The 12,837-nt window shown below is 67.5% G+C and carries 9 protein-coding genes; 2 read left to right on the top strand and 7 right to left on the bottom strand.

Going from position 1 to position 12,837, the window contains the following annotated elements; all coding sequences use genetic code 11:
- Positions 1 to 14: 14 nt before the first annotated feature.
- On the bottom strand, positions 15 to 845 hold the full coding sequence (locus tag AC5W7N_RS16770) for an SDR family NAD(P)-dependent oxidoreductase (protein WP_163809284.1): 831 nt from the start codon (positions 843 to 845) through the stop codon (positions 15 to 17).
- Positions 842 to 2,386 carry a flavin-containing monooxygenase gene (locus tag AC5W7N_RS16775; protein WP_195006770.1) on the bottom strand — a complete coding sequence of 515 codons (1,545 nt, stop codon included), beginning with the start codon at positions 2,384 to 2,386 and terminating at the stop codon, positions 842 to 844. The genes AC5W7N_RS16770 and AC5W7N_RS16775 overlap by 4 nt, the downstream gene beginning before the upstream one ends.
- A gap of 90 nt (positions 2,387 to 2,476) precedes the next feature.
- On the opposite strand from AC5W7N_RS16775, the gene AC5W7N_RS16780 reads away from it, so the two are divergent.
- Together AC5W7N_RS16780 and AC5W7N_RS16785 are read left to right on the top strand one after the other, a co-directional pair.
- Positions 2,477 to 3,109 carry a TetR/AcrR family transcriptional regulator gene (locus AC5W7N_RS16780; protein WP_163809289.1) on the top strand — a complete coding sequence of 211 codons (633 nt, stop codon included), beginning with the start codon at positions 2,477 to 2,479 and terminating at the stop codon, positions 3,107 to 3,109.
- Between the two features lie 173 nt (positions 3,110 to 3,282).
- On the top strand, positions 3,283 to 3,519 hold the full coding sequence (locus tag AC5W7N_RS16785; protein WP_194992400.1) for a hypothetical protein: 237 nt from the start codon (positions 3,283 to 3,285) through the stop codon (positions 3,517 to 3,519).
- 12 nt (positions 3,520 to 3,531) lie between these two features.
- Here the strand turns inward: AC5W7N_RS16785 and AC5W7N_RS16790 are convergent, their stop codons facing one another.
- The 5 genes from AC5W7N_RS16790 to AC5W7N_RS16810 form a co-directional block, all read right to left on the bottom strand.
- A complete protein-coding gene (locus tag AC5W7N_RS16790; protein ID WP_495921868.1) occupies positions 3,532 to 3,993 on the bottom strand; it encodes a hypothetical protein in 462 nt (153 codons plus the stop codon).
- The gene (locus AC5W7N_RS16795) at positions 3,990 to 4,442 is read right to left on the bottom strand and encodes a type II toxin-antitoxin system VapC family toxin (RefSeq protein WP_195019937.1); all 453 of its coding nucleotides are present in this window, start codon (positions 4,440 to 4,442) and stop codon (positions 3,990 to 3,992) included. The genes AC5W7N_RS16790 and AC5W7N_RS16795 overlap by 4 nt, the downstream gene beginning before the upstream one ends.
- Complete coding sequence (locus AC5W7N_RS16800; protein ID WP_194992397.1) at positions 4,439 to 4,651, bottom strand: type II toxin-antitoxin system VapB family antitoxin; 213 nt, start codon at positions 4,649 to 4,651, stop codon at positions 4,439 to 4,441. Before AC5W7N_RS16800 ends, AC5W7N_RS16795 begins: the two co-directional genes overlap by 4 nt.
- A gap of 195 nt (positions 4,652 to 4,846) precedes the next feature.
- Positions 4,847 to 8,671: a multifunctional oxoglutarate decarboxylase/oxoglutarate dehydrogenase thiamine pyrophosphate-binding subunit/dihydrolipoyllysine-residue succinyltransferase subunit gene (locus AC5W7N_RS16805; protein ID WP_175585757.1), complete on the bottom strand. Its 3,825-nt coding sequence runs from the start codon at positions 8,669 to 8,671 to the stop codon at positions 4,847 to 4,849.
- Positions 8,672 to 8,777: 106 nt separating this feature from the next.
- The gene (locus AC5W7N_RS16810; RefSeq protein WP_324197345.1) at positions 8,778 to 12,617 is read right to left on the bottom strand and encodes an ABC transporter ATP-binding protein; all 3,840 of its coding nucleotides are present in this window, start codon (positions 12,615 to 12,617) and stop codon (positions 8,778 to 8,780) included.
- Between the last annotated feature and the right edge of the window lie 220 nt (positions 12,618 to 12,837).

Consider the following 12,837-nt stretch of genomic DNA (forward strand, 5'->3'; position numbering starts at 1 on the left):
GGTCGTTACCGGGCTCAGGGCAGGAACCGGCGCTCGACCGTGGCCGAGATGCGCTGGTAGCCGGAGGCCAGAACCCGCACGTACAGGTCGAGGAACTTGGCCTCCCAGCCGATCAGGACCCGGCCGTGCTTGCGGCGCACACCCTCGGTGATGGTCTTGGCCGCCATCTCCGGGGAGTGGATGGCCAGGTACTTGTCGAACATCGTGCTGGCGTTCTTGCCGTCGATGCCCTCGGCGTAGGTGGCATTGCGGGCCACCGCGGTCTTGATGCCGCCGGGGTGCACGCAGGTCACCTCGACCGGCGTCTTGGCCACGATCATCTCCTGGCGCAGCGCCTCGGTGAAACCGCGCACGGCGAACTTGGCCGAGTTGTACGCGCTCTGGCCGGGCACCGAAATGAGGCCGAAGAGGCTGGACACGTTCACCACGTGACCCTCACCGGACTCGATCAGGTACGGCAGGAACGCCTTGGTGCCGTTGACGACGCCCCAGAAGTCGACGTCCATGACCCGGTCGAAGTCCTTGAACTCGGTCTTGACCACATCACCATGGTGGGCGATACCGGCGTTGTTGTAGATCTGGTGCACGACGCCGAAGTGCTCCTTGACCGCGTCGGCGTAGAGCAGCACCGCTTCACGCTCGGCCACATTGAGCCGGTCGGACTTCACCTGCGCGCCCAGCTGTTCGCACTGGCGCACGGTCTCGGCAAGGCCGTCGGTGTCGATATCCGACAGCGCCAGCTTGGCGCCGCGCCGGGCCAGATCAATGGCCAGCGCCCGGCCGATACCGGAACCGGCACCGGTGATCACACATACCTTGTTACGGAAGTAAGCGTCCTTGCTCACTGGGCTGCCACCACTTTCAGTTCGGGGCGAGTGGAGTTGTCGTCGGTGGTCGTCTCGTAGGCCTCGACATCGAAATGCTTGGTCAGCCTACGGAATTCGAAGGTGAAGTCGGGCCACAACGTGGTGTTGTTGCCGTGCTTGTCCAGGTACCAGCTGGAGCAGCCGCCATTGAGCCAGACGCTCTTGGCCAGCTTCTTCTGCAACTCGGCGTTGTACCGGTCCTGCACATCGCGGCGTACCTCCACGGTACGCAGATCCTGCTTGTCGATGGTGGCCAGCGCGTCGGCGATGTAGTTGATCTGCGATTCGATCATGTACACCATCGAGGTGTGGCCGAGGCCGACATTGGGCCCGAGCAGGAAGAACATATTCGGGAAGTTCGCGATCGAGGAACCCTTGTAGCCCTGCTGGCCGATCTCGTCGAAGACCTCGGTGAGGGTGCGGCCGTCCTTGCCGGTGATGGTCTCGTAGGTCGGCGAATCGGTCACGTGGAAGCCGGTGGCCACGATCAGCGCATCGATCTCGCGTTCGGTGCCGTCCTTGGTGACGATCGAGTTCGGCCGCACCTCGGCGATGCCGTCGGTGACCACGTCGACATTGTCGCGATCCAGCGCCGGGTAGTAGTCGTTGGAGATCAGCATGCGCTTGCAGCCGATCCGGAAGTTCGGGGTGACCTTGGCGCGCAACTCGGGATCGCGGATCTCGTAGCGCAGCTTGGCCTTGGCCAGCAGCTCGAAGCCCTGCATCAGCGCCGGGAACTTGGCAAGGCCGACGACCTGGGTCTCACGCGCGGCGTAGATCGCGGCGCGGGACAGGCGCTGTACGCCGGGGATGTACTTGAACGCCAGCTGTTCGGCCTTCAGGTAGGGCCGGTCCAGCCGGGGCAGCAGCCACGGCGCGGTGCGCTGGTAGACGTCGAGGTGGCCGACCTTCGGCGCGATGGCCGGCACGATCTGGATCGCGGAGGCGCCGGTGCCGATCACGGCGACGCGCTTGCCGGTGAGGTCGGCGTCGTGGTTCCAGCGGGCGGAGTGGAAGATCTCGCCCTCGAAGCTGTTGATGCCCTTGATGTCGGGCAGATTCGGTTCGCACAGCGCGCCCACCGCGGAGACCACGGTGTCGGCGGTGAAGTTGCCCTGCGAGGAGGTGATCTCCCAGCGTGCGGTGTCGTTGTTCCAGCGTGCACCGGTGACATCGCAGTTGAAGATGTGCTTGTCGAGCACGTTGTACTTCTTGGCCACGCCCTGGATGTAGGCCTGGATCTCGCCCTGCCGGGAGAACGAGCGCGACCAGTTCGGGTTGAGCGCGAAGGAGTACGAGTACAGGTGCGACGGCACGTCGCACGCAGCGCCCGGATAGGTGTTGTCACGCCAGGTGCCACCCACGTCGGCGCCGCGTTCCAGGACCAGGAAATCCTGGCGACCCTGCTGGCTCAGCCGGATGGCCAGGCCGAGGCCGGCGAAACCGCTGCCGATGATGATCGTCCGCAGGTGGCGGGTGGGCTGGTTAGCGACAGCTTTGTCTGTAACCTTGCGACTCATATACTCAGACTAGAGCCCTATTGAGTAGCAGTCAACAGCTCTGTTGAATCGTAGTCAATAGTATTGACCCTCGTTCAGTAGGATGGTCGCGTGAGCACGAGTCCGGGAGAAACCGCCAAGCGTGTCCGGCTGAGCCCGGACCAGCGGCGCGCACAATTGATCGAGCTCGGCGTCAAGATGCTGGGCGAGCGCGCCATCGAGGACATCTCGATCAGCGAAATCGCCGCCACAGCAGGCATTTCGCGTGGCCTGCTGTTCCACTATTTCCCCACCAAGCAGGACTTCCAGCTCGAGGTCGTGCGCCACGCCAACGCCGAACTGCTGATGCGGGTCGCGCCGGATGCGGGCCTCGGCCTGTTCGACATGCTGCGCGATTCGGTCAGCCGCTATATCGACTACGTCAGCGAGAACCGCACCTCCTACCTGGCGCTGCTGCGCGGCCCTGCCAGCTCCAGCCCAGACCTCGTCGCCCTGGTCGACCAAACCCGCAACGCGATCGTCGACATCATCCTCACCCAGGTCCCCATGCCGCCCGAGGAACGCGACCACCCCCGCCTGGTGCTGGCCGTCCGTGGCTGGATCGCCTTCACCGAGGAATCGACCCTCTCATGGTTGCGCAACGAGACCATCCCCCGCGACGAACTGATCGACCTCCTGGTGGAGTCGCTGCTGGCGCTGTCGATGGCCGTCAATCCGGCGCTGGCGGCGGCACTGCGCGCCTGAGACGTCTCTACCCGGGAAGCCGGGCCGACAGAAGCCATGGCACCAGAAGCTGTGGCATTCGCGGCAGCCCGGTCGCGATTAGCTTGGGTCGGACCTCGTACTCCGCAGGGAGCACTGGCGTCCGGCGGGTGGCACCGGCAGTGGAGGCTTCCGGTGAAAGGATCTGTTGACGAATGCGAAGCATTACGAACTCGGCTGTACTGGCGGCGGTTTCGGTGGGCGTGCTGATGGGAGCGGCCGGCCAGGCGTCGGCCGAGACGCCGCACCGGCCCGGCCCGGTGTCGGAGTCGACCGGGTCGAGCTCGGGTTCGGCGGGCCCGCTGCTGAAGGCGCTGCTGTGTGCGCTCCAAGGTGGCGTCACCGGCTCACACGAGACCTCGCCGCCCACCTGCTATCTGCCGACGGCCTGACGCGAGGCCGGCTCACCGCCGAGCGGCGCGCTTCCCGCTCCCCGCATCCGCCCGATCCAGTGCCTCGGCGAGAGCCCTGATCTGGTCGACGGGTGGGTCGTAGCCCGGGAAGTAGCAGCACACGCGGTCGGCGACATCGCCGAAGCGGCGGATGATCTCGGTGGCGCAGGTTTCGGGGGTGCCGCGCACGGCGATGGTGTCGAGCATGTCGTCGGAGATGCGGTCGAACATGCGCATGATGTCGCCGGACTTGGAGAGGGCGTTGAGCTCGGGTTGGCGCTCACCCCAGCCTTCGATGTCGAGGACGGGGCGGTCGGCGGGAAGGATGCGTAGAAGGCAAGCAGGCCGCGTACCGCTATCGACGCTGCCGCCAGTTCTTCGTCGGTCCGGCGCATGGCGACGATGGCTGGGGGATAGATCGGGGACTCGGTCCGGATCGCGCGTTTCGTGTGCCTGGCCGCCGCGAGCGATCAAGGGGCGGGCGCAGTCCCGCCGTGTTCAGGCTGCACTCGGAGCTGGTCGAATTCGGGCACCGCGCGATGAATCGTCTGGAAGTCGCGGTCGTTGTGCACGACGGTCGCCGAATGCCGCAAAGCCGTTGCGGCTATTTGAATGTCTGTGGTTTGTGCGCCACGTCCCGCGCCGATCTTCCACAGCGCCTTTCGAATACGCGCGACCTCGCGCTCGACAGCCGCGTCGGTGGCCAGCCAGTGGAAGACCGAGCCGTACAACTCGGTGATGAAAGTGAGGTCCTGTGCGTTGCGGGCGCTGTACCGAGCCTCATCCATGGTCACCATCGACGAGCAGAGCACTCCCGAGACCGCCAGGCGGTCTACTGCAAGCTTGACCGCTTCACTCGTCCGATAATGGGACATGACCGAGTGGTCGATCAGGTAAAGGGGCCGGGAGAACGGTGCGGTCATTCGCTGCTACGCCGCTGATCGGCGAGCTCGCCTTCGGTGAGGAAAGGATTGTGATTCATTCGCGAGAGCCTGCCAAGGGCCTCGCGCTGCCGATAGCCCTGCACGAGCTCGTTCATGGCCAGGTTGATTACGGCCTTCTTGGTTGTGAGCCCGGTGAGCCGGAGCGCTTCGTGCAAGACCTCATCGGGGATATCGACTGTCGTTGCCATCAGCTTCCTCCGATATTGCGAGATGTTCGTATTCATAATACATGTGATTCGTAATATCGGCCGGTGTGGATGGCTGCGGGTGCGGAGCCCGCTCGGTGAAAGTACACAACGAACTCGCCCACAACGCCGGACGCCGGGCCCGAAACACTCTGCGGGAGAGTGGATTCGGGCCCGGCGTCGGTGACGAACCAGTGATCAGGCGATCGGCTCGAAGGCCTCGGCGATGATCTCGGCCTGCTCGACGGCGTGCACCTTGCTCGAACCCGAGGACGGCGCCGACATGGCGCGCCGCGAGATCCGGCGCAGCTTGCCGAAACGCTCCGGCAGCAGCTCGGGCAGGTTCAGGCCGAAGAACGGCCAGGCACCCTGGTTGGCCGGCTCCTCCTGCACCCACGCGATGTCGGTGGCGTTCGGGTAACCGGCCAGCGCCTCGTTCAGGCGGAACTTCGGCATCGGGTAGAGCTGCTCGATGCGCACGATGGCGACATCTTCGCGCTTCTGCTTGGCCTTGGCGGCGGCCAGCTCGTAGTAGAGCTTGCCGCTGGTCAGCAGCACTCGCTTGACCTTGCCGCGATCGCCGATGCCCTGCTCGTAGGTCGGCTCGTCGAACACCGAGTGGAACTTGCTCTCGGTGAAGTCCTTCAGATCGCTGACCACGGCCTTGTTGCGCAGCATCGACTTCGGGGTGAAGACGATCAGCGGACGGCGGATGCCGTCGAGGGCGTGGCGGCGCAGCAGGTGGAAGTAGTTCGCCGGGGTGGACGGCACCGCCACCGTCATCGAACCCTCCGCGCACAACTGCAGGAAGCGCTCGATGCGGCCGGAGGTGTGGTCCGGGCCCTGACCCTCGTGACCGTGCGGCAGCAGCAGCACGACCTCCGACAGCTGGCCCCACTTCGCCTCACCGGAGGAGATGAACTCGTCGATGATGGACTGCGCGCCGTTGACGAAGTCACCGAACTGCGCCTCCCACAGCACCAGCGCGTCCGGGTTGCCCAGCGAGTAGCCGTATTCGAAGCCGACGGCCGCGAATTCGCTCAGCGCCGAGTCGTGCACGGCGAACCAGCCCGGGTTGGTGGAGCCGATGTTGTGCAGCGGGGTGTACTCGTCGGCGGTCTTGCGGTCGATGATCACCGCGTGACGCTGGGTGAACGTGCCACGGCGGGAGTCCTGACCGGTCAACCGCACCGCGCGTCCCTCGTCGATCAGCGTGCCGAAGGCCAGCAGCTCGGCGAAGGCCCAGTCGACCTTGCCCTCGTAGGCCATCTCGCGCCGCTTCTCCAGCACCGGCTTGACGCGCGGGTGCACGTTGAAGCCTTCCGGCACATTGAGGAACGCGTCGCCGATGCGCTGCAGCACCGACTTGTCCACGGCGGTCTGCACCGTCGCGGGCACCTTCTGATCGTCCTCGACCGATTCGCTGGGTTCCGGCGAGTATTTCTCCAGCTCGCGGACCTCGTTGAACACGCGCTCCAGCTGGCCCTGGTAATCGCGCAGCGCGTCCTCGGCCTCTTTCATGGAGATGTCGCCACGGCCGATCAGGCTCTCGGTGTAGCTCTTGCGCACCGAGCGCTTGGTGTCGATGACGTCGTACATGTACGGCTGGGTCATCGACGGGTCGTCGCCCTCGTTGTGGCCGCGACGGCGGTAGCAGATCAGGTCGATGACCACGTCCTTGCGGAACTTCTGCCGGAAGTCGACCGCCAGGCGCGCGACCCAGTCGCAGGCCTCCGGGTCGTCGCCGTTGACGTGGAAGATCGGCGCGCCGATGAACTTCGCGATGTCGGTGGAGTACTCGGTGGAGCGGCTGTTCTCCGGCGCGGTGGTGAAGCCGATCTGGTTGTTCACCACGATGTGGATGGTGCCGCCGACGCGGTAACCACGCAGACCCGACAGGTTCAGCGTCTCGGCGACCACGCCCTGGCCGGCGAACGCGGCGTCACCGTGCAGCATCAGCGGCATGACCGAGAAGCCTTCGGGGCCGTCGCCCTTGTCCAGCAGGTCCTGCTTGGCACGGACCAGGCCCTCGAGCACCGGGTCGACCGCCTCGAGGTGCGAGGGGTTGGCGGTGAGCGAGACCTCGATCTCGTTGTCGCCGAACATCTGCAGGTAGGTGCCGCGCGCACCGAGGTGGTACTTCACGTCGCCGGAGCCGTGGGTGGCCGCCGGGTTCATGTTGCCCTCGAACTCGGTGAAGATCTTCGAGTACGGCTTGCCGACGATATTGGCCAGCACGTTGAGCCGGCCGCGGTGCGGCATACCGATGACGACCTCGTCGAGGCTGTGCTCGGCGCACTGGTCGATCACCGCGTCCATCATCGGGATGACCGACTCCGCGCCCTCCAGCGAGAAGCGCTTCTGTCCGACGTACTTGGTCTGCAGGAACGTCTCGAACGCCTCGGCCGCGTTCAGCCGGTTCAGGATGTACTTCTGCTGGGCGACGGTCGGCTTGACGTGCTTCTGCTCGACCCGTTCCTGGATCCACTCGAGCTGGTCGGTTTCCAGGATGTGGGTGTACTCGACACCGACGTGGCGGCAGTAGGAGTCGCGCAGCACCGACAGCACATCGCGCAGCTTCATCCGCTCCTGGCCGTGGAAGCCGCCGACGTTGAACTCGCGGTCGAGGTCCCACAGGGTCAGCCCGTGCTGGGTGACGTCGAGGTCGGGGTGGCTACGGAACTTGTCCTTGACCAGGCGCAGCGGGTCGGTGTCGGCCATCAGGTGGCCGCGGTTGCGGTAGGCGGCGATCATCTCGAGCACGCGGGTGCTCTTGTCGACCCCGCGTTCCTTGACGTCCTTGCGCCAGCGCACCGGCTCGTACGGCACGCCGAGGCCGTGGAAGATCTCGTCGTAGAACTCGTCGGAGATCAGCAGCTGGTGGATGGTGCGCAGGAAGTCGCCGGACTCCGCGCCCTGGATGATGCGGTGGTCGTAGGTCGAGGTCAGCGTCATCAGCTTGCCGACACCGATCTCGGCGATGCGCTCATCGCTCATGCCCTGGAATTCGGCCGGGTACTCCATGGCACCCGCACCGATGATCGCGCCCTGGCCCGACATCAGCCGCGGCACCGAGTGCACGGTGCCGATGGTGCCGGGGTTGGTGAGCGAGATGGTGACGCCGCTGAAGTCCTCGGCGGTCAGCTTGCCCTCGCGGGCGCGGCGCACGATGTCTTCGTAGGCGGTGTGGAACTGCCCGAAGGTCATCTCCTCGCAGCCCTTGATCGCGGCAACGACCAGCGAACGGTTGCCGTCCTTGCCGGGCAGGTCGATGGCGAGGCCGAGGTTGGTGTGCGCCGGAGTGACCGAGTTGGGCTTCCCGTCGATCTCGGCGAAGTGCCGATTCATGTTCGGGAAGGCCTTGACCGCCTGCACGATGGCGTAGCCGAGCAGGTGGGTGAAGGAGATCTTGCCACCGCGGGTGCGGGCCAGGTGGTTGTTGATGACCAGCCGGTTGTCGATCATCAGCTTGGCCGGGATGGCCCGGACGCTGGTCGCGGTGGGGATGCTGAGCGAGGCGGACATGTTCTTGGCGACCGCGGCTGCCGCACCACGCAGCACCTTCGTCTGGTCGGCTGCCGGGGCGGCAGCCTTGGGCCCGCCGGTCGGCGCGGCGTTGGACGTCGGCGCCGGGGTGGTCTTGGGGGCGCGCGCCTGCTGCGGAGCGGGCGCGGGGGCCGCGGCGGCCGGAGCCGTGGCCGCCGCAGGCTTCGGAGCCGGGGCGGGGGCCTTCGGTGCGGCGGCAGCCTTGGGCGCGGCGGCCGTGGGCGCGGGCGCCGGAGCCGAGTTCACCGGCGCGGTCGTCGCTGCCTGCGCGGGTGCCGGGGCGGGGGCCTGCGCTGGCGTCGGCTGACCGGCCTGAGACTCACCGGACGCGTCGGGGGTGTAATCGGCGAGGAACTCGTGCCAACTTTCGTCGACCGATGACGGATCGTTCTTGAACTTCTGATACATCTCGTCGACTAGCCACTGGTTCTGTCCGAACTGGGAAGTTGAGCTGCTCACAGCAGGTGTTCGCCTCATTTCGTTCTTCGCGCTGCGACGTTTGTGACGTGCCCGGCACGGGGATCGGCGGATACGCGCCGATGCGCCCTCTGTCGAGGATAGGCCCAGCCCCGAATCGGCGGTGCTACCGACCGGCGGACAGGCCGCTCCTCCATGGTGACGACCTGTCTTCCGCTGAGAATATTCCCTCCCGTTCTCCGGCCGCTGCCCAGAGTCGGGCATAGGCGCCGCGGGCGGCCAGCAGTTCGTCGTGTGCGCCGATTTCCACGATCCGGCCGTGGTCGACGACCGCGATCCGGTCGGCGCGCGCGGCCGTCGCCAGCCGGTGCGCCACCACCACCGTGGTCCGGTTCCTTGCCAGCGATTTCGTCGCGACCAGCACCGATCGCTCGGTATCTGGATCGAGGGTGGCCGTCGCCTCGTCCAGCAGCAGCAGATCGGGGTCGACCAGTTCGGCCCTGGCCAGCGCGATCAGCTGGCGCTGTCCGGCCGACAGGCCGCGGCCGCGCTCACCCACCGGTTGGGCCATGCCGAGCGGGAGAGCCTCGATCATCGCGGTCGCGCCCACCGCCGCGGCGGCCGCCGCGATCTCTTGTCCGGTCGCCGATGGTTTCCCGAATGCAATGTTGCTGGCGACGTCGCCGGTGAACAGGTGAGGTTCTTGCGGGACGATGCCGAGGCGGGCCCGGTAGTCGGCGAGCCGGTAGTCGCGCAGGTCGACGTCGTCGACGCGGACCGACCCAGCGCCGTCGGCCGGTAGGTCGTAGAGGCGGGCCAGCAGCTTGACGATGGTCGATTTACCCGCGCCGGTCGCGCCGACCAACGCCAGCGTGGTGCCGGCCGGGATGTCGAGGCAGACGTCGTCGAGGGCGAGGCTCTCGGTGCCCGGATAGCCGAAGCGCACCTGATCCAGGCGGGCGGCGCCGTCGAGCCGGTCGGTGATGGCGACGGCGTCGGGGGCGTCGGGCGCGATCGAGGATTCCGTGCGCAGCAGCGCCCCGATCCGGCGCAGACCCACCTTGGCCTGCTGATATCCGTCGAAGACCTGGGACAGGTGCTGCACCGGCCCGAACAGCAGTTCCAGGTAGAGCACGAAGGCGACGAGGGTGCCCGCGCTGGTGGTGCCGCCGGCGATTTCGCGGGCGCCGACGAACACCACCATGGCCAGCGCCAGGTCCGACCAGGCCGAGATGAACGCGAAGTACAGCGCGATGGCCCGCTGCGCCCGCATCCGGCTGTGCCGGTAGCGCTCGGAGTATTCGGCGAAACGGCGGGCCGCGAGCGGTTCGTGCCGGTAGGCCTGCACCGCGCGCAGGCCGCTGATGTTCTCCTGGAAGTCCGCGTTGACGGTGGAGACGTGTTCCCGCGAGATCGTGTAGGCCGCCGAGGACACCCGCCGGAAGATCACGGTCGCGATCACCAGCGGCGGCAGCACGCCGAGCAGCACCACCAGTGCCAGCGAGGTGTCGATGACCAGCAGTGCCACCGCGATCGCGACCAGCGACAGCGCGCTGACCAGTGCGGTGGAGACGCCGGTCTGCAAGAAGGCAGATAGCGCGTCTATGTCGGTGACCATGCGCGTCATCAGCCGGCCGGACTGTTCCCGCTCGTAGAAGTCGAGGCCCAGCCGTTGCAGGTGGGCATAGCTGCGCACGCGTAACCCGTAGAGCACCCGCTCGCCGGTGCGGGCGGTCAGCGTGGTGGTGGCCGCGGCCACGATCCAGCCCGCGAGCACCAGCACCGCGCCGAGGACGGCCGCCCGCACCAGTGCGCTCAGATCGTCTCCGCCGACGCCGGCATCGATGGCGTAGCGCACGATCGGCGGGAACCCGATCCCGATCAACGCCTCCACCGCCAGCAAGATCATGACCGTCAGCACCAGCGCGCGCACCGGCCACAGCAAGCGGATCAGCCGGAAGCCGGGATCGGGTTGCCGTAGTCGCGCGGCATCCAGCCGGGGCTCTTCGGTGGCCGGGGGCAGCCGCTCGATGGTGCGGCGCAGTTCCGGCGTCTCGCTCAGATCCGCGGCGGCGGAGCGGCCGGCCCCGCGCGGTGTCCGGCGGGCCGGCTCGGGGAGCACGGGAGCCGTGAGCGGCTGGGCATGGGCGGGTGCGGGCAGGCGGACCACTCGGTCGGCGTGCGCGAGCGTCGATTCGCGGTGGGCCAGGATGATCGTGGTGCGCTCGCCGCGGTCGGGCAGCGCCTCGAAGATGGCGGCCTCGGTGACGGCGTCGACGGCGGAGGTGGCGTCGTCGAGGACCAGGATGCGCGGCCGGGCCAGCAGCGCCCGCGCCAGGGCGATGCGCTGGCGCTGCCCACCGGACAGGGTGAGTCCGCGTTCACCCACCACGGTGTCGTAGCCGTCGGGCAGGTCGCTGATGAATTCGTCGGCCGCGGCCATTTTCGCCGCCTGCCGGATCTCGGCGTCGGTCGCCTCTGGACTGCCGAGGGCGATATTCGCGGCGATCGTGTCGGAGAACAGGAACGGGTCGTCGAAGACCACACCGATGGCGGCGCGCAGGTCACTCGCCTTGAGCTGGGCGATGTCGACGCGGTCGGCCGCTCGTCCATCGCCGCGGGACGGTGAGCCGCCAGCGGGCTCGTCACGGCCGGTTTCCGCTCGCCCGGGATCGCCGGTGGCGGGCGGCGTGGGAGCTGCGTGACTGCCCTTCGCCGACGGCCCCGGGATCGCAGCGTCGATCAGGACTTCGGGCTTCGCCGCCGCGTCCGGTGCGGCGGTGAACAGCCGGATCGCGCCGGAGTCGGGTGCGTAGAACCGGGGAAGCAGCAGGGACAGGGTGGTCTTGCCCGACCCCGCTGGCCCGATGATCGCCACCGTTTCCCCCGGCCGCACGGTGAGGTCGAGATCGCGCAGCACCGGCCGATTCGGATCGAAACCAAAGGTCAGCGCGTCGATGTCGACACCGAGCGGTCCATCGGGCAGGTCCAGTGGATGCTCCGGATCGGCGACGGTGGGCGCGGCGTCGATCACCTGGAACACCCGTTCGGCGGCAGCCCGGGTGAGCTGGGCCATGATCACCACCGAGGCCATGGTGCGCGCGGTGGTGGTCATGGTGGCGACGTAGGCGGTGAAGGCGAGAAACGTGCCGAGGCCGATGCTGCCGCCCATGGCCAGCACCCCGCCGAGGGCGACCACACCGACCAGGCCCACCTGGGGGATGGCGGCCAGCGTCGGCGCGAAGCGGGAGTTGATGGTCGCGGCCCGCATGCGCTCGGCGAACAGCGTGCGGCCGTGCCGTTCGAGCAGGTCGACCATCCGCGCTTCCTGGCCGAACCCCTTGACCACCCGGACGCCGGTGACCGTTTCCTCGACGTGCTGGGCGAGGTCGGCCGCGCGTTGCTGCGCCGACCAGGTGGCCGCGTACAGCTTGGGCCGGATGCGGTACACCACCACCGCGACGGCGGGTACCACCAACAGCGCGACCGTGGCCAGCAGCGGCGACAGCCACATCATCACCGCCGCGGCGAGCACGAATTGCAGCAGCGACATTCCCGACAGCGGGGCCATCGCCAGCAGCCCCTGCACCAGTTGCAGGTCGGTGATCGAACGCGACACCACCTGCCCGGTGCGGATGGCGTCCTGCCCGGCGCCATCGAGCCGTTGCAGTGAGCCGAGCAGCTTCACCCGCAGCGCGTGCTGGACATCCAGCGACAGTCGTCCGGCCAGTAGCCGCCGCCCGAAGGAAGCGAGGAACCGGCCGAGGGCGAGCAGCACGAGCAGCCCGGCGACGGTCCCGATCACTCCGGTATCGCCGATGCCCGCCGCATCGACGGCCCGTTTGGTCAGCAGCGGCGCGACGATCTCGGCAGCCGCTCCCGCCAGCACCGCGGCAGCGATCCCGAGCACGGTGCGCCGATGGCGCGTGCTCTCCAGCCACAGCCGCCGAATCCAACCGGGCGCCCGCCCCACGCTTTCCGACCCCCCGACGACTTCTGTACTCACCCGCGCTCCTCCGCCTCCCCGAGTTTCTTGGCCGGACTCGGGTACCGAACCGGTAGCGTCGGCGGCCGGCGGTTTGTGCGTCTCTGGGCCTGTTGTGGACGTACCCGACGAGTTACCCGGCCCATCCGAGATCAGATGTTCCGGTGGCATCGACCATAACGACACCCACCGACAGACGGTTGTTCCCGCCGGACGATCGACATGAGTGAGTCGACCCGGT

This window comes from Nocardia sp. CDC519 (genome assembly GCF_059509835.1).